Origin of the sequence: Streptomyces sp. NPDC017676 (assembly GCF_044329325.1) — a bacterium.
Taxonomy (GTDB): Bacteria; Actinomycetota; Actinomycetes; order Streptomycetales; family Streptomycetaceae; genus Streptomyces.
Map to the genome: position 1 here is coordinate 426,720 of NZ_JBIRJA010000007.1, position 18,181 is coordinate 444,900.

Genomic DNA, 18,181 nt, shown 5'->3' on the forward strand with positions numbered 1-18,181 from the left:
TCATGCGAAGCTGGGACCCATGAGCGTCGCAGAACCCCGCAGGATCGTCCTCTTCCGGCACGCGAAGGCCGACTGGCCCCAGGTCCCCGACCACGAGCGCCCGCTCGCCGAGCGCGGCCGCACGGACGCCGCCGTCGCCGGACGCAAGCTGGCCGACACCGGCACCACCTTCGACCTGGCCCTGTGTTCCACGTCGACCCGTACCCGGGAGACCTGGAAGCTCGCCGTCCACGAGCTGTCGCACCGGCCGAAGACCGTCTACGAGGAGCGGGTCTACGAGGCCTCGCCCGGCGAGCTGATCGCCGTGCTCAACGAGGTCCCGGACGAGGTGCGGAACGTGATCCTGATCGGCCACAACCCCGGCGTGCACGGTCTGGCCGACATCCTGGCCGGCGCGGCCGACGGCGACGCCCGTGAGCGGATGGACCGGCGGGGCTTCCCCGCCGCCGCCTTCGCCGTGCTCTCCTTCGACGGCCCCTGGAAGGGCGTCGAGCCCGGTGTGGCCACACTCGTGGACTACTGGGCGCCCTCCGAGTGACCCGGCGCCGACGCGGCACACCGGACGGCGAAGGTCCCGGCACCGCACAGGGCGCCGGGCCCTCCCGGGCAGCCGGGCGCGGGCTCGGTCTCCCGGCGGGCGGGCACGTTCTTCCGGCGAGTGGGCAGGTTCTCCCGGCGGGCGGACGCGTTCTTCCGGCGGGCGGGCAGGTTCTTCCGGCGGGTGGGCGCGGGCGGGGCCTCGCTCAGCCCTCGTCGTCGTGCATGTCGGCGGCCTCGACCTCTTCCCGGGTGATGCCGAGGAGGTAGAGGACCGTGTCGAGGAAGGGGAAGTTCACCGCCGTGTGCGCCGCCTCCCGGACCACGGGCTTGGCGTTGAAGGCCACGCCCAGGCCCGCCGCGTTCAGCATGTCCAGGTCGTTCGCGCCGTCACCGATCGCCACCGTCTGTGACAGCGGCACGCCGGCTTCCGCCGCGAAGCGGCGCAGCAGCCGCGCCTTGCCCGCCCGGTCCACGATCTCTCCGGTGACCCGGCCGGTCAGCTTCCCGTCGACGATCTCCAGCGTGTTGGCCTGCGCGAAGTCCAGCCCCAGCCGCTCCTTCAGATCATCGGTCACCTGGGTGAACCCGCCGGAGACGACCCCCACTTGGTAGCCGAGCCGCTTCAGGGTGCGGATCAGCGTGCGCGCGCCCGGCGTCAGCCGGACCTCCTCGCGCACCTTCTCCACCACCGACGCGTCCAGCCCCTTCAGCAGCGCCACGCGCGCGTGCAGCGACTGCTCGAAGTCGAGCTCCCCGCGCATCGCCGCCGCCGTCACCTCGGCGACCTGGTCCTCACAGCCGGCGTGCGCGGCGAACAGCTCGATGACCTCGTCCTGGATCAGGGTCGAGTCCACGTCCATGACCACCAGCCGCTGGGCGCGCCGGTGCAGGCCCGCCGAGACCACCGCGATGTCGACACCCAGTGCCGCCGCGTCGGAGGCCAGGGCGGTGCGCAGCGGTTCGGTCTCCACGCCCGACACCGCGAACTCCACGGCCGTCACCGGGTACTTGGCGAGCCGGAAGATACGGTCGATGTTGCCGCCGGCCTTCGCGATCCGGGCGGCGATCGCGGCGGTCGACTCGGCGGTGAGCGGGTGGCCGAGGACGGTCACCAGGGAGCGCCCGAGGCCGCGCGGACGGTTGTCGCCGTGCCCCGAGATGATCTCCGCCTGCATCTTCATCGACTCGGCCCAGCTGTGCACGGTGGCCCGCAGATCACCCTCCAGGCCGGCCGGTGGCTGGGTCACCAGCACGCACAGCACCAGGCGGCCCCGGGTGACGACCTGCTCGATGTCGACCACGTCGACGAGATAGGCGCCGAGGGTGTCGAAGAGGCCGGCCGTGATGCCCGGCCGGTCCTTGCCGAAGATCTTGACGAGGAGGGTGGGGACCTCGGGGGTCTGCGAAGCGGAGGTCTGCGAAGCGCTCATGGTGTCACCACCGTATCCGGCACCCAGTGCCTCTCGCCGCCGAGGTCCGTCTGACGGACACGGAACAATGGGTGTCGACCCGGTGTCGAGGATCTTGCCACCGGAAAACGGCGCCTCTCCCACCCGACCGAATCCCGACCGTCTCCACCACGAGGGTCGCACGACCGGGGCGGAACGGCAGACGGAGACAACGCCGAGGCGGCCGCTTGAGCGGCGTCTGGGTGGTGCACGGGGTGGCTGAGCTGGCGCACTGGGGTGGTGCGCGGGGTGGCTGGGCCGGCGCCACCGGGGTGGTGCGCGGGGTGGCTGGGCCGGACCTTGGCGTGGTGCGTGTCCGGGCCATGTCGGCGCCCTGGCCGGGGCTGAGCTCTGGGCTCATGCGCGCCGGGCCGGGCCCCGGCGGGTGCCCTGGCCTGAGCCGTGCCCCCGCCTCGGCCGGTGCCCTGGTGCCAGGTGAGTCCTGGGCGGCCGGTGCTCGCGGCCAGTGGCAACGCTGTCGCTCACAGCACTGGTGGCCGGGCGACGACGTGCCCGTCCTGTCCGGCACCCGGCCCCCGGCATGCCGACGGCGCCGTCAGCGGCTCCCGTCACCTCGCACCCGGCCGTGAGGCCGAGCGCGCTGTCGGCCACCAGCGGGGACGATGACGAGCGCCGGGACCGACCGGCCGAGCCGCCGATGCACTGTCGGCCCACCCGGGACCACCGTGCATCACCGCGGAGCCCCCGACCACCGTGCCCGAGCGTGCGGGAAGTTGGGCCGGCACTCTGACAACTCCGCACGGGCGCAAGGACGTAGAGGCGGACGAGACAACACCGCACGCACCCCCCGCCCACACACGAGTCGGAGCGGTGCCCCCGAACCCCTTGCCAAGGCCCGAGTTTCGGTCAAGGGGCCGAGCCTGAAATAGTTCCCCACGATGTTCGACATCCCTAGACTCCCTGCGACGGGGGTAACTCGGGGGACAACTCAGTGGGGCATGGAGTGCCGGAACTCGTACTCGAAACAAACGGACATACCTGGATGCTCGATCCATCCAGGGCATACATCCTCGGACGTGATCCGCAGGGGGACATCGTCTTCGACGACGCCAGGGTCTCCTGGCGGCACGCCACGGTCAGCTTCAACGGCCGCAGTTGGGTCATCGAGGACCACGGCAGCACCAACGGCACGTACGCGCAGGGCCAGCGGATCCAGCACATGGAGATCGGCCCCGGCTCGTCGCTGCACCTCGGCAACGCGACCGACGGACCGCGGCTGAGCCTGTCGGCGACCACCGCACCGGTCGGTGGCCCGGCCCAGCAGCCGCAGGCGGCGGCACCGCAGGCGGCGGCACCGTACGCGGCCCAGGGCGCCGGCGCTCCCGGCTGGCAGCAGGCGCCCGCGCACCAGCAGCCCGCCCCGCAGCAGGCCGTACCCCACCAGGCGTCCCCGCACCAGGCGCCCCAGGCCGGCTGGCAGCAGGCGCCCGCGTTCCCGCAGCAGCAGGCCGGCCCCGCCGAGCAGTACGTACAGAAGACGCCCGGTGGTGGCGCGGGGGCGCCGCCGGTCTACGGCGACCGCAGCCCGACCACGTTCCACGAGTTCTCGCTCGGCCGCGTGATGCGCATCGGCCGTGCCCTGGAGAACGACCTGGTCGTCTCCGACCTCCAGGTCTCCCGGAACCACGCCGAGTTCCACGCCACGCCCGACGGCCGCTTCGAGATCCGCGACCTCGGTTCGCACAACGGCACCTTCGTCAACGGCCAGCCGATCCCGAAGGGCGGCTCGCAGCTGCTCGGCCCGACCGACATCGTCGGCGTCGGCCACTCCACCTTCCGCATCGTCGGCGACCGCCTCGAAGAGTTCGTCGACACCGGTGAGGTCTCCTTCTCGGCCCGCCATCTGACCGTCACGGTCGACGGCGGCAAGCAGATCCTCAAGGACGTCTCCTTCGGTGTGCCCGAGAAGTCGCTCATCGCGGTGATCGGCCCGTCCGGTTCCGGCAAGTCGACCCTGCTCAAGGCGCTCACCGGCTACCGGCCCGCCAACCAGGGCGAGGTGCTGTACGACAACCGGAACCTGTACAAGCAGTTCGCCGAGCTGCGCCAGCGCATCGGTCTGGTCCCGCAGGACGACATCCTGCACAAGGAGCTGACCGTCAAGAAGGCCCTGAAGTACGCGGCCAAGCTGCGCTTCCCGGCCGACACCACGGCGCAGGAGCGCGACGCCCGCATCGACGAGGTGCTGCGCGAGCTGAAGCTCGACATCCACAAGGACAAGAAGGTCACCTCGCTCTCCGGCGGCCAGCGCAAGCGCGTGTCGGTGGCCCTTGAGCTGCTGACCAAGCCGTCGCTGATCTTCCTGGACGAGCCGACCTCCGGTCTGGACCCGGGCATGGACCGCGATGTCATGCAGCTGCTGCGTGGCCTCGCCGACGACGGCCGTACCGTGCTCGTCGTCACCCACTCGGTGGCCGAGCTGGCGCTGTGCGACAAGCTGCTGGTGATGGCGCCGGGCGGCGCGGTCGCCTACTTCGGCCCGCCGGGGGAGGCGCTGAACTTCTTCGGCTACGACAGCTGGGCCGACGTCTTCTCCGCCTTCGAGAACTACCGCGACTACGACTGGGCGGGCCGCTGGAAGGGCTCGCAGCACTACCAGATGTACGCCGCGGACGTCGACTCGGTCGCCCCGCAGGCGGTCCAGATGCCGCCGATGCAGGCGATCAGGCCGCCCAAGCCGCAGAGCTGGCTGTCCCAGTTCGTCACCCTGGTGCGCCGCTACGTGTCGGTCATCGCCTCCGACCGCGGCTTCCTGGCCCTGATGGTGCTCCTGCCGGCCGTCATCGGCTCGGTCAGCCTGCTGATCCACCCGGACCGGGGCCTGCTGCCCAACGGCCCCAACCCGCAGACCGGCCAGATCGTGCCCAACGGCACCGCCACCACCGTGCTGCTGATCCTGGCCGTGGGCGCCTGCTTCGCCGGAGCCGCCAACTCCGTCCGCGAGCTGATCAAGGAACGGGTGATCTACGAGCGGGAGCGCGCCACCGGCCTGTCCCGGTCGGCGTACCTGATGTCGAAGGTGTTCGTGCTGGGCGTGATCACCGGGTTCCAGGGGCTGCTGGTGGGTGTCATCGGCTTCGGCAGGCGCGAGATCCCGGACCGCGGCCTCATCCTCGGGCACGCCACGCTGCTGGAGCTGTCCCTGCCGATCATGGGCCTGGGCTTCGCCGCGATGATGTTCGGCCTGATCATCTCCTCGCTGGTGAAGACGGCCGAGAAGACCATGCCGCTGCTGGTCATGTTCGCGATCATCCAGGTCGTCTTCACCGGCTGCCTGTTCGCCCTGCACGGCACGGTCGGTGTGAACGAGTTCTCGTACCTGATGCCGTCCCGCTGGGCGGTCGCCGCGGCCGGCGCCACGCTGGACTTCAACCGGATCAGCCCGCCGGAGACCGCCGGCGACAACGACCCGCTGTGGAACCACACGGTCGGCGCCTGGAGCATGGACATGATCGCGTTGATCGCGCTCGGTGCGCTCTGCGGCTTCTTCGTGGCCCGCTTCCTGCGCCGCCACGAGCCGGAGGTCATGCGCAAGTAGCCGCGCGACCGAGCGGTACCCGCTCGTACGCCGAAGGGCGGCACCCCCACGTCGGGGTGCCGCCCTTCGGCCTTGCGTCGTCGAGGTCCCGCGCCCGGCCTCAGTACGCGCTGTTGACGTTGTCGATCGAGCCGTACCGGTGGGCCGCGTAGTTGGCGGCGGCGGTGATGTTGGCGACCGGGTCGTAGATGTTCCAGGAGGTGCCGGGGACGTGGTACGCCTGGAAGGTGGGCGGGATCACCTGGAGCAGACCCTTGGAGGGGATGCCGTTGACGGCGTTGATGTCCCAGTTGTTGATGGCGTTGGGGTTGCCGGAGGACTCCCGCATGATGTTGCGGTGCAGGCCGCTGTAGCTGCCCGGGATGCGCTTGGCCTTCATGATGTCCAGGGCCTGGCGGATCCAGCCGTCCAGGTTGTTGGTGTACGTCTTCGCGGCGACCGGCTGCATCTGCAGGCGCTGGGCGGAGCGACCGGCGGCGGCCGTGGCGGCGCGCTCCTGGACGGCCTCCTTGGCGGCGGCGTCGACGGCGGCCTTCCTCGCGACGGCGGCGTCGGCGGCCTTCTTCTGCGCCGCGAGGGTGTCGAGCTTGATGTTCTTGGCGGCGAGCTGGTCCGTGACCGTGCCCTTGACGTTCTGCAGGACGGTACCGGCGGCGGCGACCTGCGAGGTCGTGGCGGGGGCGCTGGTGGTGACCGTGTCGGCGCTGCTCGGAGCGGCCGAGAAGGCGAGGGCGGCGGTGCCGAGTGCGGCGACACCGGCGACGGCGATCTTGTGGTGCTTGGTCAGCTGACGACTGCGAGCACGGTTGAGGATGTTCTTGGGCATGGCTGATGGACCTCTTCGAATAGCGCGGAGGTCGCTCCTGCGTCCGCCGGGGGAATCGGCTCCTCCCACACGAACGCCGCGGGGCGGAAAGCCCGCGGCGCTGAGCGACGGAAGCCATTCTTAGCGGGCGCAAAATGCCCAGGCAAAGGTGTGACGTACGATGCCCGATAGTGGATCAGGTAAGGGCAAAACGGGACAGACGAGACCGTCTGCCCCGTTCATGTGGGGGCGTTTATCTCCTATGTCCTTTCGTACGTGATGCAGGCCCTATGCGCGGGCTCACATGGAGCACCAAGCCATCTCACCGCTTGTTGCCATCGCAATGCTCTGTGTGAGGGCTCTCCTCCGGAAGGATGAGGTGGACATCGCCGAACTCGTGCCACAGGTAGAGCGCGCTGAGCGCCTCCTCGTAGGCGCGGTCCACCGCCGCCCGCCCGGCGACCGCCTCCAGCATCAGCAGGTGGGAGGCCTCCGGCTCGTGCAGCCCGGTCAGCAACCCGTCCACCACTCGTATTCCGCGCTCGGGCGTCACCACCAGATCCGTCCACCCCTCGGCCGCCCGCACCACGCCGTCCGGCCCCGCGGCCGACTCCACGGCCCGCACGGCCGTCGTCCCCACCGCGATCACCCGGCCACCTGCCCGGCTGCCGCCCCCACCTTCGTGAGAAGGCGCTCCGAGTACTTCTCGACACGCCCGGACGTGGTTGATCAGCCGCGCCGACGCCTCCGGCACCGAGAACCGCTCCGGATACGGCGGCTCGTGCGCCTCCGCCGACGAGACCCCTGTGTGCAGCGTCACCGGCGCGAACCACACCCCCCGGCTCACCAGCTCCGCCACCAGCCGCGCGGTGAAGGGCCGGGCCGCACTCGGCATCTCGGCACTGCCCGCACCGTCCGGCGACGGCAGCGCGAACACCGTCTGGTACGCGGACAGCGGCTGGTCCCGCTCCGTGTAGGAGTAGCGAACGGGCCGCCCGTGGTCGCCGAGCACCTCCCCTACGTCCGCCCCGGCGACCCGCGCCCACCACAGCCGCTCACCCCGCGCGCTCAGCGGCTCCTCCAGCAGCAGCCGGCCACCGCCCGGCAGCGACACCTCTGTCCCCGCGGGTGAGCCCGCACGCGCGCGCGTAGTACCGCGCCCGTCCGGTTCCCGCAGCTCGACCGCCCACCGCCCGTCGTCCCCGCGCGTGGAGAAGTGCACCACCACGCGCGCGTGCCCGATCCGCCCGTCCACCGCGGCGGCCAGCGTGGGGGAGGTGTTCACCACCAGCAGATCCCCGGCCCGCAGCAGCGTCGGCAACTCGCGGAACGCGTGGTGCGCCACCTCCGTCCCGCGCGACACCAGCAGCCGTACGGCGTCCCGCCCCAGCCCCGTCCCCCGCTGCTCGGCGGGCACGCGCGCGGACAGCTCCGCCGGGACCTTCCCCCACGTCCGAGGCCCGAGCGGAGAGACCCCCGTGGACACGGTCACCGCGCCCGGAGCAGGGACGGCGCCGCGTACCGCCCGCTCGCCGGACGCTCGTCCAGCAGCCGCAGGAACGCCGGCACGACATCGGCGGGCGCCGGACGCGGCGCGTCGTCGTCCGGTACGGCCGCCGCGTACAGGTCCGTCGCCATGTCCCCGGGATCCACCGCCCACACCCGCAGCCCGGGCTCCTCCACCCCGAGCACCGCGGCGAGCTGATCCAGGGCCGCTTTGGAGGCGCCGTAGCCGCCCCACGTCTCGTACGCCTCCGCCGCCGCGTCCGAGGAGACCGCGATCACCGTGCCCGCCGGCGACGCCTGCAACAGCGGCAGCGCCTCCTGGACCAGTCCGAGCGCCGCCACCACGTTCACCTCCAGCGCACGCCGCAACCCCTCCGCCGGCAGCTCCGCCAGCCGCACCAGCGGCTCGGCGCCCAGCGCGCTCGCGTTGCTCACCAGCAGATCGGCGCCGCCCAGCCGCCCCGCCGCGGCCACCAGCTCCGCCCGGTGCCCGCCGTCCGTGACGTCCCCGGGCAGTGCCACCACCCGCGTACCGTGCCGCCCGACCGCCTCCGCGGTCTCCCTGAGGGCGTCGGCGCCCCGGGCGTCGAGCACCAGATCCCAGCCGCGCGCGCCCAGCGCCTCGGCGAGCGCCCGCCCCAGGCCCTTCGAGGCCCCCGTGATGATCGCTACCGGCATGACCACCGTCCCCTCGTCGTTCACCACCCCCTCGGGCGGTGACCTCAACCTAGGAACGGCACCCCTCGGGCCGCCTCGGACGCGGGCCGCAAAGCACCGGGTCCTTCGGCCTACGCCCGGCGCCCCGGTACCGGCGGCCTACGCCCGGCGCCCCAGGACCGGCGGCCCACACCCCGCACCCCGGAACCGGCGGCCTACGCCCGCGGGTCCAGGCCCAGCGGACCGGGGGCCGCCGCCACCGGTCCGATCCGCGCTGTCAGACCCCGCCGGTACCGTGTGGAACATGAGTCAAGGCCCCCGGTCCGGCCTCGCCGCGGTGAGTTCCGCGCTGCTGGCCATGAGCAGGCACCTGGAGGTGCGCGACGTCCTCAAGACGATCGTCGCCTCCGCCCGCGAGCTGCTCGACGCGCAGTACGCCGCACTCGGCGTGCCCGACGACCACGGAGGCTTCGCCCAGTTCGTCGTGGACGGCGTCAGCGACGCCCAGTGGCGTGCCATCGGCCCGCTCCCGCGCCAGCACGGCATCCTCGCCGCGATGCTGCGCGAAGCGAAGGCCGAGCGCCTCGCCGACGTGCGCAAGGACCCCCGCTTCGAGGGCTGGCCGTCCGCCCACCCCGACCTCGCCGACTTCCTGGGCCTGCCCATCCGTGACGGCGACGAGGTCATCGGCGCCCTGTTCCTGGCGAACAAGAACTGCTCCAAGCCGGAGGGGAGCTGCGGCTTCACCCAGGAGGACGAGGAACTGCTCTCCATCCTCGCCCAGCACGCGGCCATCGCCCTCACCAACGCCCGCCTCTACGAGCGCAGCCGCGAACTGACCATCGCCGAGGAACGCTCCCGCCTCGCCCACGAACTGCACGACGCGGTCAGCCAGAAGCTGTTCTCCCTGCGCCTGACCGCCCAGGCGGCAGCCGCCCTCGTCGACCGCGACCCCGCCCGCGCCAAGGGCGAACTGCACCAGGTGGCCTCCCTCGCCGCCGAGGCCGCCGAAGAACTGCGGGCCGCCGTCGTGGAGTTGCGGCCCGCCGCACTGGACGAGGACGGCCTGATCGCCACCCTGCGCACCCAGACCCAGGTCCTCGACCGCGCCCACACCGCGCGCGTGACCTTCACCAGCAACGGCTTCCGCGCCCTGCCCGCCGCCCAGGAGGAGGCCCTGCTCCGGGTCGCCCAGGAGGCCCTGCACAACGCCCTGCGCCACTCCGGCGCCGACCGGGTCGAGGTGACCGTGGACCGGCGCGGCAACGGAGTCGTCCTGCGCGTCGCCGACGACGGCAGCGGCTTCGACCCCACGGCGGTCCGCCGCGCCGGACGCCACCTCGGCCTCGTCTCGATGCGGGACCGGGCGAGCGGGGTCGGCGGCACGCTGACCGTGGAATCCGCGCCCGGCAAGGGCACCACGATCGAGATGGAGGTCCCCGGTGGGTGAACCGATCAAGGTCCTGCTGGTCGACGACCACCAGGTCGTCCGCCGGGGCCTGCGCACCTTCCTGGAGGTGCAGGACGACATAGAGGTCGTCGGCGAGGCCGCCGACGGCGCCGAGGGAGTCGCCCGCGCCGAGGAACTGCGGCCCGACGTCGTCCTCATGGACGTCAAGATGCCGGGCATGGACGGCATCGACGCCCTGCGCAGACTGCGTGAACTCGACAACCCCGCGCGCGTGCTCATCGTCACCAGCTTCACCGAGCAGCGCACGGTCGTCCCGGCCCTGCGCGCGGGCGCCGCCGGGTACGTCTACAAGGACGTGGACCCCGACGCCCTCGCCGGCGCCATCCGCTCCGTGCACGCCGGGCACATCCTGCTCCAGCCCGAGGTCGCCGGTGCCCTGCTCTCCCAGGAGGAGGCCAACACCGGCCAGGGCAGAGGCGGCTCGCTCACCGAGCGGGAGCGCGAGGTGCTCGGCCTGATCGCGGACGGCCGGTCCAACCGGGAGATAGCCCGCGCGCTGGTGCTGTCCGAGAAGACCGTCAAGACGCACGTCTCCAACATCCTGATGAAACTCGACCTCGCCGACCGCACCCAGGCCGCGCTGTGGGCCGTGCGCCACGGCGTGACGGGCTGATACGGCCGAGATTCATACCGTCGTGGGAATGTCACCCGGATGGCGCATCCTGCGGTGATCTCCGCCGTTCTCCAGTGCGTGCCGCGGAGATCGCCGCGGTGGACGACCAGGAGGGGTTGACAGTGAAGAACCTGAAGAAGGCGGCGGCCGTGACGATGGTGGCCGGGGGTCTGGTGGCGGCCGGTGCCGGTCTGGCCTCCGCCCACGGCGGCGCCCACGCGGCGGGCGAGGCCGTCGGCTCCCCGGGCGTCGGCTCGGGCAACGTCGCCCAGGTCCCGGTGCACGTCCCGGTGAACGCGGTCGGCAACAGCGTGAACGTCATCGGCGTCCTGAACCCGGCCTTCGGCAACCTCGGTCTCAACCGCTGAGGCTCCCGCCGCCGACGACCTCAGGCCTCCCGGGCGCACCGGGGGGCCTGTCAGGCCGTCGCCCGACCGGCTGGAACGGGCACCGGGACCAGGGTCGCCGTACCTCGCCGGGGACTCCCGCGTTGACCAGCACACGACTCACGGCCGGACCGGAGCAGCACACGCACCAGGAGCCCGTCCCATGAACATAGCCAAGAAGGCCCCACTCGCCATGACCGCCGCCGGCCTCACCGCAGGCGCGTCCACCGGTTCCGCCGCCGCCGACGCGTCCACCGGTTCCGCCGCCGACGCGGACGCCTGAGACACCACCGTGCGGTCCCCGGTCGTCGCGTCCGGCCTCACGGCCCAGCTCCCGGTCGACGTCCAGGTCCAGGTGGACGGCCTGACCGCCGACCTGCTCGGCGCCCGAACCCGGCCTCCGGCAACACGAGCGCCAGCCGGCAACGCCGACCCCCCAGGAATCCGCGTAGCCCACGGCTCACCGCATCCCGCGCTCCCGCTCCTCCACGAACGCGTTGTACGCCGCGACCTGCGCCCGCCGGGCCGTTCGCTCCACCGGGCGCAGTGCCGCTCCGCGCGCCGCCATCTCCGAGGCGCTCACCGCGCCCCCGTGACCGTTGCCGTACGCCAGCGACACCAGCAGCCCCACCCGCTGTGCCAGCTCCAACACCCGCACCGCACGCGGCGGGTACCCCGGCGCCAGCACCTCCCGGCCACGCTCGGCCCGCGCCCGGTACGCGTCGATCGCCGCCTCCGCCACCGGCCCCGACCCGGCGACGTCCAGCTTCGACAGCACCTCGGTCGCGTCCCGCAGCGCCTCCGCCAGCTCCCGCTCGGCCTCGCCCAGCGACGGCACATCGGCGGGCGGCGCCTCCCGCACCGGCAGCACGTGCCAGACCACCTCGGCATGTACATCACCCTGGGGCCCGGCCTCGTACACCTGCGGCACCAGCCCGAACGCGCCGCCGTGACAGACCACCGCCTCCTCGGCCTCCAGCGCCCGCGCGTTGAACTCCGGCGGGCCGCTCAGCCCCAGTGGATGCCCCGGCGCGGGCAGCGCCACCCGCAGCCCGGTCACCCCCAGCGTGCGCAGCCGCCCCAGCGCGAGGGTCAGCCCGACCGGCGCGGACTCACCGGGCAGCCCCTCCACCCGGTGCACGGCGTCCTCGCCCACGACGGCGAGTACGGCGTCATCCGGAGAGACAAGTCCGGCCAAAAGGGCATTTCCCCAAGCGGCGAGGCGTCCTGAACGCGGTTCCGAAAGCATGCCTCCACCCTAAGGACCGGACCGATGGAATGGAGCGGGGCACTCGTGGCGTAGATTTCATAAGGGCTGCGCCCACCGGCGCGGCGGACCCGAGCCACAGGCGTACGCGACAGCCGAGACCGGCCACACTGCAAGGGGAGACAACGCGCTCATGAGCGATGTTCTGGAGCTTCAGGACGTATCCGTGGTCCGTGAGGGCCGGGCTCTGGTGGACCAGGTCTCCTGGTCGGTGAAGGAGGGCGAGCGCTGGGTCATCCTCGGTCCGAACGGCGCCGGCAAGACCACCCTCCTGAACGTCGCGTCCAGCTACCTCTACCCCAGCAAGGGCACCGCCACCATCCTCGGCGAGACCCTCGGCAAGCCCGGCACCGACGTCTTCGAGCTCCGCCCCCGCATCGGCATGGCCGGCATGGCCATGGCCGACAAGCTCCCCAGGCGCCAGACGGTGCTGGAGACCGTCCTGACGGCCGCCTACGGCATGACCGCCCACTGGCAGGAGGAGTACGACGAGGTCGACGAGCAGCGCGCCCGCGCCTTCCTCGACCGCCTCGGCATGAGCGACTACCTGGAGAGGAAGTTCGGCACCCTCTCCGAGGGCGAGCGCAAGCGCACCCTGATCGCCCGCGCCCTGATGACCGACCCCGAGCTGCTCCTGCTGGACGAACCCGCCGCCGGTCTCGACCTCGGCGGCCGCGAGGACCTGGTACGCCGCCTCGGCCGGCTCGCCCGCGACCCCATCGCCCCCTCGATGATCATGGTCACGCACCACGTCGAGGAGATCGCCCCCGGCTTCACCCACGTCCTCATGATCCGCCAGGGCAAGGTGCTCGCCGCCGGCCCGGTCGAGCTCGAACTCACCTCCCGCAACCTCTCCCTCTGCTTCGGCCTCCCGCTCGTCGTGGAGCAGGTCGGCGACCGCTGGACCGCCCAGGGTCTGCCTCTGTCCTGACCCCTCTGCTCTCCCCCGCGCGCCCTGTCCGCCGCCCGACCGCGGCCCTACCATGACCATGTGAACGACATCGACGCATGGGTGTGGTGGCTCGTCGGCGCGGCGGCGCTCGGAATCCCGCTCGTGGTCACCGCGATGCCGGAGTTCGGCATGCTCGCGGTGGGAGCCGTGGCGGCGGCGGTCGTCTCCGCCCTCGGCTTCGACGCGGTCATCCAGGTCCTGACGTTCGTCGTCGTCTCCGTCGCCCTCATCGCCGTCGTCCGGCCCATAGCCGCCCGGCACGGTCGGCAGAGTCCCCAACTCGCCACCGGCGTGGAGGCGTTGAAGGGCAGGCAGGCCGTCGTCCTGGAGCGCGTCGACGCGTCCGGCGGCCGCATCAAACTCGCCGGGGAGGTCTGGTCGGCCCGCGCCCTCGACACCGGCCGAGCCTACGAAGTGGGCCAGGAGGTGGACGTCGTGGACATCGAAGGGGCCACCGCGATCGTCCTGTGAGGACAACTCACCGAGAACGACTCACGAGTTGCGCGACGGTCTGTCAGACTCGACCAGCAAGATCTTCAACAGTCATGAGATCTGCCGAAGGCGCCGAGGCGGAGAAGGGTACGGGGAACGACGATGGAACCGGTCATCATCGTCCTGATCATCCTGGTGGTGTTGGTCTTCATCGCCCTGATCAAGACGATCCAAGTCATCCCACAGGCCAGCGCGGCCATCGTCGAGCGCTTCGGCCGCTACACGCGGACGCTGAACGCGGGCCTCAACATCGTGGTCCCGTTCATCGACACCATCCGCAACCGCATCGACCTGCGTGAACAGGTCGTACCGTTCCCGCCGCAGCCGGTGATCACCCAGGACAACCTGGTCGTGAACATCGACACGGTGATCTACTACCAGGTCACCGACGCCCGGGCCGCCACCTACGAGGTCGCCAGCTACATCCAGGCGATCGAGCAGCTCACCGTCACCACCCTGCGCAACATCATCGGTGGCATGGACCTGGAACGGACCCTGACCTCCCGCGAGGAGATCAACGCGGCCCTGCGCGGCGTCCTGGACGAGGCCACCGGCAAGTGGGGCATCCGCGTCAACCGCGTGGAACTGAAGGCCATCGAGCCCCCGACCTCCATCCAGGACTCGATGGAGAAGCAGATGCGCGCCGACCGTGACAAGCGCGCCGCCATCCTCACCGCGGAAGGCACGCGCCAGGCCGCCATCCTCACCGCCGAGGGCGAGAAGCAGTCGCAGATCCTGCGCGCCGAAGGTGAGGCCAAGGCGGCGGCCCTGCGCGCCGAGGGCGAGGCCCAGGCCGTCCGCACGGTCTTCGAGGCCATCCACGCCGGCGACCCGGACCAGAAGCTGCTGTCCTACCAGTACCTCCAGATGCTCCCCAAGATCGCCGAGGGCGACGCCAACAAGCTCTGGATCGTCCCGAGCGAAATCGGTGACGCCCTCAAGGGCCTCTCCGGAGCGATGGGCAACTTCGGCCCCCTCGGCGGAGGTTCGGGCAACAACGGCTCATCGGGCAACGGTGGCTCCACCGGCTCCGAGCGCCGGGAGAAGCCGTCGATCGACTGAGGACCCCTTCACGGCACCGGTGCGACCCGCGCCTCCCCCTGGGGCGCGGGGAACTGCGCGATCGACCACGGACAACCCGCAGCCGCCGACAGCCCGAACCCGGCAGACCCCTGGGCCCTGTCGTCGAACTCCCGTCTGCCGCGCGACGCCATGCACGCACTCTCGCCGCACCGGCCCCAGTCCCGAGTACGCCCGGTACGAGGGCCTGTGGCCGGCACGGCGAGAGCACGCACCTGACGCCGCACGGCCCGCCCTCCGGGCGGACGACGGGAGTTTGACGACAGGACCTAGGCCGCATCCCGGGCGAGCCACTCAGGAAGGGCATCGAAGTCCTCGGCGCCCAAGGCCAGGAGCATCGCATCGGCCGGGGTCGGCTCGAACGGCTCGCGGAGCAGCGCCATCCCGGCCTCCTCCGGAGTCCGGTTCGCCTTCCGGTGATTGTCCTCCGCACACGCGGCAACCGTATTCAGCCACGTGTCCTGCCCGCCCTGGGACCGCGGCACCACATGGTCCACGGTCGTCGCCCGCCGCCCGCAGTACGCGCACCGGTGCCGGTCCCTGACCAGCACCCCCCGCCGTGACCACGGAGCTTGTCTTCGGAACGGCACCCGTACATACCGGCACAACCGGATCACCCGAGGCGCCGGTATGTCGACATCGGCACCCCGCATACGCAGTTCGGGATGGGCCTGCTCGACGACGGCCTTGTCCTGGAGCACCAGGACGACCGCACGGTTCAACGTCACCGTCGACAGCGGCTCGAAGCTCGCGTTCAGCACCAGCGTGTCACGCATCCAGCCCACCTCCCGTGTGCACCTGCCCACCCCCCGGCGGGCTCGGATCAACTCTGGACGGGCGCGCCGAGATGGACAACGCAATAAAAATGCCCGCCTCCGATCACTTCCAAGACCGGAGGCGGGCAAACGTTCAATGAACCCTTGGCTGAATCCTTGCGCTGACGTCAGCCCTTCGCGGGGTTCTCGTACTCACCGATGAGATGGGCGCGCGCGAGCGTGTGGAACCGCAGGTTGAAGCCGACGACGGCCGGAGAGGCGTCCGCGTCCGGACCCAGCTTCTCCTGGTCCACCGCGTACACCGTGAAGACGTACCGGTGCGGGCCGTCCCCGGGCGGCGGAGCGGCACCACCGAAGTCCTTCGTCCCGTAGTCGTTGCGCGCGTGCACGGCGCCCGCGGGCAGCCCCTCGAACTTGCCGTTGCCCGCACCCGCCGGTAGCTCCGTCACGGAGGCCGGGATGTCGAACAGGACCCAGTGCCAGAACCCGCTGCCGGTCGGCGCGTCCGGGTCGTAACAGGTCACGGCGAAGCTCTTGGTCTCGGCCGGGAAGCCCTCCCAGCGCAGCTGCGGCGACGTGTTGCCCTCCGCATGGACCTGGGCGCTCCTGAGCGTCGCACCCTCCTCGATGTCCTCGCTCGTCACGGTGAACGACGGCACGGGCGGATGGAAGTCATGGGGGAGCGGCCGCCGCTTGAGCTCGGTCACCTCGGTACCTCCTGATCGATGATCTGGAACCAGCAGTTCCCGAGCCTAGAACCAGTTGCGCTTGCTGCCGACCTCGGACAGCCACTGGTTGAGGTAAGCCGCCCAGTCGGTCCCCTGCCAGTCGTTCAGACCCACCTGGAAGGACCGGAAGGTGTCCGAACCCTCACTGAACAGACCCGCCTTCTTGTCCATCTCCAGCACGACGTCCATCGCGTGCTCGTCGGCGACGAAGCTCAGCTCGACCTGGTTCAGACCCCGGTACTGGGACGGCGGGAAGAACTCGATCTCCTGGTAGAACGGCAGCTTCTGCCGCGTACCCCGGATGTGCCCCCGCTCCATGTCCGCGTTCTTGAAGCGGAACCCCAGCTGGATGAACGCGTCCAGGATCGCCTTCTGCGCCGGCAGCGGGTGCACGTTGATCGGGTCCAGGTCACCGGAGTCCACGGCCCGCGCGATCGCCAGCTCGGTGGTCACACCGATGTTCATGCCTCGCAGCGCCTGCCCGTCGATCATGGTGATCGGCGTCTCCCAGGGGATCTCCAGCCCGAACGGCACCGCGTGCACGGCCCCCGCCTGCAGCTCGAAGGCACCGCCGAGCCGCACCTTGGTGAACTCGACGTCCTGCTTGTACTCCTGGTCGCCGCTCTCCACCTCGACCTTGGCCTGCAGACCGACGGACAGCCCCTCGATGGCCTGGTTCACGGACCCGCCCTGGATCCGCACCTCCCCCTGGACGACACCACCCGGTACGACATTGACCTCGGTCAGCACCGTCTCGACCGACGCCCCGCCGGCCCCCAGGCTCGCGAGCAGCTTCTTGAACGCCATGACTCTCCCTTTACGAATGGACCCTCGACCCGTACAAACGCGATCCACCCGCGCCCGGTTCCGCCGGCGCGGTGCCCCGTCTGGACTACCCTCGGAGGGCATGATCGCGCCCCCGGACCGTACGCCACTGCCCCGAGCCTTCTTCGACCGCCCGGTACTGGAGGTCGCCCCCGACCTCCTCGGCCGCGTTCTGGTCCGGACGACACCCGACGGCCCGATCGCCCTCCGCCTCACGGAGGTGGAGGCGTACGACGGCCCGAACGACCCCGGCTCGCACGCCTACCGCGGCCCCACCACCCGCAACGCGGTGATGTTCGGCCCGCCCGGACACGTGTACGTCTACTTCACCTACGGCATGTGGCACTGCATGAACCTGGTCTGCGGACCCGAGGGCCGGGCCAGCGGGGTCCTGCTCCGTGCGGGCGAAGTGGTGGAGGGCGCCGAGCTGGCCCGGAAGCGACGCGTCTCGGCGCGGAACGACAAGGAACTGGCCAAGGGACCGGCCCGGCTGGCCACGTCCCTGGAGGTCGACCGGGCCATGGACGGCGTGGACGCGTGCGCCTCCGGCGAAACCCCCCTGAAGATGCTCACGGGGACACCGGTCCCCTCCGACCAGGTACGCAGCGGTCCCCGTACCGGCGTCGCCGGCGAGGGAGGTGACGGCGACCTCCACCCGTGGCGCTTCTGGGTCGCCGACGACCCGACGGTGAGCCCCTACCGGGCCCATGTGCCACGGCGCCGCCGAAGTTGACTCGGTCCGTCGAGGTGCGTAATGTATCCCGAGCCGCTGAACCGGGTACGGCGATCGCCTGCAGCCGGAGCGGCCAACCCACTACCTAGCTCCAACCCCTCAGCGGGGTCGTTTCCGGCGCACCCGTGCGTCCGAATTCGAACTCGCGGGACTCGATTATGAGTTCCCGAGGGAATCGGCTAACGTAGTGAATGTCGAAAGGGCGGACGGCGAAAGCCGAAAACCCCGGAGACACCCCGCCGACTGGGAATCGGATCGCGAAACGGTCTGATAGAGTCGGAAACGCAAGACCGAAGGGAAGCGCCCGGAGGAAAGCCCGAGAGGGTGAGTACAAAGGAAGCGA

The 18,181-nt window shown here is 71.2% G+C and carries 17 protein-coding genes; 9 read left to right on the forward strand and 8 right to left on the reverse strand.

Annotation, left to right across the window (positions count from 1 at the left end; genetic code table 11):
• Positions 1-19 precede the first annotated feature (19 nt).
• On the forward strand, positions 20-538 hold the full coding sequence (locus tag ACH4LD_RS18230) for a SixA phosphatase family protein (protein ID WP_398057053.1): 519 nt from the start codon (positions 20-22) through the stop codon (positions 536-538).
• Positions 539-743: 205 nt separating this feature from the next.
• On the opposite strand, the gene serB is transcribed toward ACH4LD_RS18230, so the two are convergent.
• Positions 744-1,970 (reverse strand): phosphoserine phosphatase SerB, encoded by a 1,227-nt coding sequence (gene serB, locus ACH4LD_RS18235; protein ID WP_132784132.1) that lies wholly within the window; start codon positions 1,968-1,970, stop codon positions 744-746.
• Between the two features lie 1,021 nt (positions 1,971-2,991).
• On the opposite strand from serB, the gene ACH4LD_RS18240 reads away from it, so the two are divergent.
• Positions 2,992-5,547 carry an FHA domain-containing protein gene (locus ACH4LD_RS18240; RefSeq protein WP_398057054.1) on the forward strand — a complete coding sequence of 852 codons (2,556 nt, stop codon included), beginning with the start codon at positions 2,992-2,994 and terminating at the stop codon, positions 5,545-5,547.
• Between the two features lie 100 nt (positions 5,548-5,647).
• Here the strand turns inward: ACH4LD_RS18240 and ACH4LD_RS18245 are convergent, their stop codons facing one another.
• The 3 genes from ACH4LD_RS18245 to ACH4LD_RS18255 form a co-directional block, all read right to left on the reverse strand.
• Positions 5,648-6,373 (reverse strand): transglycosylase SLT domain-containing protein, encoded by a 726-nt coding sequence (locus ACH4LD_RS18245; RefSeq protein ID WP_398057055.1) that lies wholly within the window; start codon positions 6,371-6,373, stop codon positions 5,648-5,650.
• Positions 6,374-6,674: 301 nt separating this feature from the next.
• Positions 6,675-7,844 (reverse strand): S-adenosylmethionine:tRNA ribosyltransferase-isomerase, encoded by a 1,170-nt coding sequence (locus ACH4LD_RS18250; RefSeq protein WP_398057056.1) that lies wholly within the window; start codon positions 7,842-7,844, stop codon positions 6,675-6,677.
• The gene (locus tag ACH4LD_RS18255; RefSeq protein WP_398057057.1) at positions 7,841-8,536 is read right to left on the reverse strand and encodes an SDR family NAD(P)-dependent oxidoreductase; all 696 of its coding nucleotides are present in this window, start codon (positions 8,534-8,536) and stop codon (positions 7,841-7,843) included. The genes ACH4LD_RS18250 and ACH4LD_RS18255 overlap by 4 nt, the downstream gene beginning before the upstream one ends.
• A 283-nt stretch (positions 8,537-8,819) precedes the next feature.
• Between ACH4LD_RS18255 and ACH4LD_RS18260 the strand changes: the two genes are divergently transcribed.
• From ACH4LD_RS18260 to ACH4LD_RS18270, 3 genes are all read left to right on the forward strand, one after another.
• Positions 8,820-9,965 (forward strand): GAF domain-containing sensor histidine kinase, encoded by a 1,146-nt coding sequence (locus tag ACH4LD_RS18260; protein WP_398057058.1) that lies wholly within the window; start codon positions 8,820-8,822, stop codon positions 9,963-9,965.
• Positions 9,958-10,599: a response regulator transcription factor gene (locus ACH4LD_RS18265; RefSeq protein WP_132784138.1), complete on the forward strand. Its 642-nt coding sequence runs from the start codon at positions 9,958-9,960 to the stop codon at positions 10,597-10,599. The genes ACH4LD_RS18260 and ACH4LD_RS18265 overlap by 8 nt, the downstream gene beginning before the upstream one ends.
• A 122-nt stretch (positions 10,600-10,721) precedes the next feature.
• Entirely contained in the window at positions 10,722-10,967 is a 246-nt protein-coding gene (locus ACH4LD_RS18270) for a chaplin (protein ID WP_103813100.1), read from the forward strand.
• A 478-nt stretch (positions 10,968-11,445) separates the two neighbouring features.
• On the opposite strand, the gene ACH4LD_RS18275 is transcribed toward ACH4LD_RS18270, so the two are convergent.
• A complete protein-coding gene (locus ACH4LD_RS18275) occupies positions 11,446-12,234 on the reverse strand; it encodes a hypothetical protein (protein ID WP_398057059.1) in 789 nt (262 codons plus the stop codon).
• Positions 12,235-12,385: 151 nt separating this feature from the next.
• Between ACH4LD_RS18275 and ACH4LD_RS18280 the strand changes: the two genes are divergently transcribed.
• From ACH4LD_RS18280 to ACH4LD_RS18290, 3 genes are all read left to right on the forward strand, one after another.
• Positions 12,386-13,183: an ABC transporter ATP-binding protein gene (locus ACH4LD_RS18280; protein WP_398057060.1), complete on the forward strand. Its 798-nt coding sequence runs from the start codon at positions 12,386-12,388 to the stop codon at positions 13,181-13,183.
• 60 nt (positions 13,184-13,243) lie between these two features.
• Complete coding sequence (locus ACH4LD_RS18285; protein ID WP_132784141.1) at positions 13,244-13,675, forward strand: NfeD family protein; 432 nt, start codon at positions 13,244-13,246, stop codon at positions 13,673-13,675.
• 123 nt (positions 13,676-13,798) lie between these two features.
• Positions 13,799-14,758 carry an SPFH domain-containing protein gene (locus ACH4LD_RS18290; protein ID WP_103813083.1) on the forward strand — a complete coding sequence of 320 codons (960 nt, stop codon included), beginning with the start codon at positions 13,799-13,801 and terminating at the stop codon, positions 14,756-14,758.
• Positions 14,759-15,045: 287 nt separating this feature from the next.
• On the opposite strand, the gene ACH4LD_RS18295 is transcribed toward ACH4LD_RS18290, so the two are convergent.
• The 3 genes from ACH4LD_RS18295 to ACH4LD_RS18305 all read right to left on the reverse strand — a co-directional run bounded on the left by ACH4LD_RS18295 (position 15,046) and on the right by ACH4LD_RS18305 (position 17,087).
• Positions 15,046-15,552, reverse strand: a complete 507-nt coding sequence (locus ACH4LD_RS18295) for an HNH endonuclease (protein WP_103813084.1) — start codon at positions 15,550-15,552, stop codon at positions 15,046-15,048.
• 167 nt (positions 15,553-15,719) lie between these two features.
• Positions 15,720-16,259: a YbhB/YbcL family Raf kinase inhibitor-like protein gene (locus ACH4LD_RS18300; RefSeq protein WP_132784142.1), complete on the reverse strand. Its 540-nt coding sequence runs from the start codon at positions 16,257-16,259 to the stop codon at positions 15,720-15,722.
• A gap of 45 nt (positions 16,260-16,304) precedes the next feature.
• Entirely contained in the window at positions 16,305-17,087 is a 783-nt protein-coding gene (locus tag ACH4LD_RS18305; RefSeq protein WP_398057061.1) for a sporulation protein, read from the reverse strand.
• A gap of 100 nt (positions 17,088-17,187) precedes the next feature.
• Between ACH4LD_RS18305 and ACH4LD_RS18310 the strand changes: the two genes are divergently transcribed.
• Positions 17,188-17,838 (forward strand): DNA-3-methyladenine glycosylase, encoded by a 651-nt coding sequence (locus tag ACH4LD_RS18310; protein ID WP_398057062.1) that lies wholly within the window; start codon positions 17,188-17,190, stop codon positions 17,836-17,838.
• Positions 17,839-18,181: the final 343 nt, after the last annotated feature.

What these genes read in the sequence shown, in the direction of transcription:
- ACH4LD_RS18230 (WP_398057053.1), top strand. Translation starts at nt 20, where the DNA reads ATGAGCGTCGCAGAACCCCGCAGGATCGTCCTCTTCCGGCACGCGAAG.
- serB (WP_132784132.1), bottom strand. Translation starts at nt 1,970, where the DNA reads ATGAGCGCTTCGCAGACCTCCGCTTCGCAGACCCCCGAGGTCCCCACC.
- ACH4LD_RS18240 (WP_398057054.1), top strand. Translation starts at nt 2,992, where the DNA reads ATGCTCGATCCATCCAGGGCATACATCCTCGGACGTGATCCGCAGGGG.
- ACH4LD_RS18245 (WP_398057055.1), bottom strand. Translation starts at nt 6,373, where the DNA reads ATGCCCAAGAACATCCTCAACCGTGCTCGCAGTCGTCAGCTGACCAAG.
- ACH4LD_RS18255 (WP_398057057.1), bottom strand. Translation starts at nt 8,536, where the DNA reads ATGCCGGTAGCGATCATCACGGGGGCCTCGAAGGGCCTGGGGCGGGCG.
- ACH4LD_RS18260 (WP_398057058.1), top strand. Translation starts at nt 8,820, where the DNA reads ATGAGTCAAGGCCCCCGGTCCGGCCTCGCCGCGGTGAGTTCCGCGCTG.
- ACH4LD_RS18275 (WP_398057059.1), bottom strand. Translation starts at nt 12,234, where the DNA reads ATGCTTTCGGAACCGCGTTCAGGACGCCTCGCCGCTTGGGGAAATGCC.
- ACH4LD_RS18280 (WP_398057060.1), top strand. Translation starts at nt 12,386, where the DNA reads ATGAGCGATGTTCTGGAGCTTCAGGACGTATCCGTGGTCCGTGAGGGC.
- ACH4LD_RS18290 (WP_103813083.1), top strand. Translation starts at nt 13,799, where the DNA reads ATGGAACCGGTCATCATCGTCCTGATCATCCTGGTGGTGTTGGTCTTC.
- ACH4LD_RS18295 (WP_103813084.1), bottom strand. Translation starts at nt 15,552, where the DNA reads ATGCGTGACACGCTGGTGCTGAACGCGAGCTTCGAGCCGCTGTCGACG.
- ACH4LD_RS18305 (WP_398057061.1), bottom strand. Translation starts at nt 17,087, where the DNA reads ATGGCGTTCAAGAAGCTGCTCGCGAGCCTGGGGGCCGGCGGGGCGTCG.
- ACH4LD_RS18310 (WP_398057062.1), top strand. Translation starts at nt 17,188, where the DNA reads ATGATCGCGCCCCCGGACCGTACGCCACTGCCCCGAGCCTTCTTCGAC.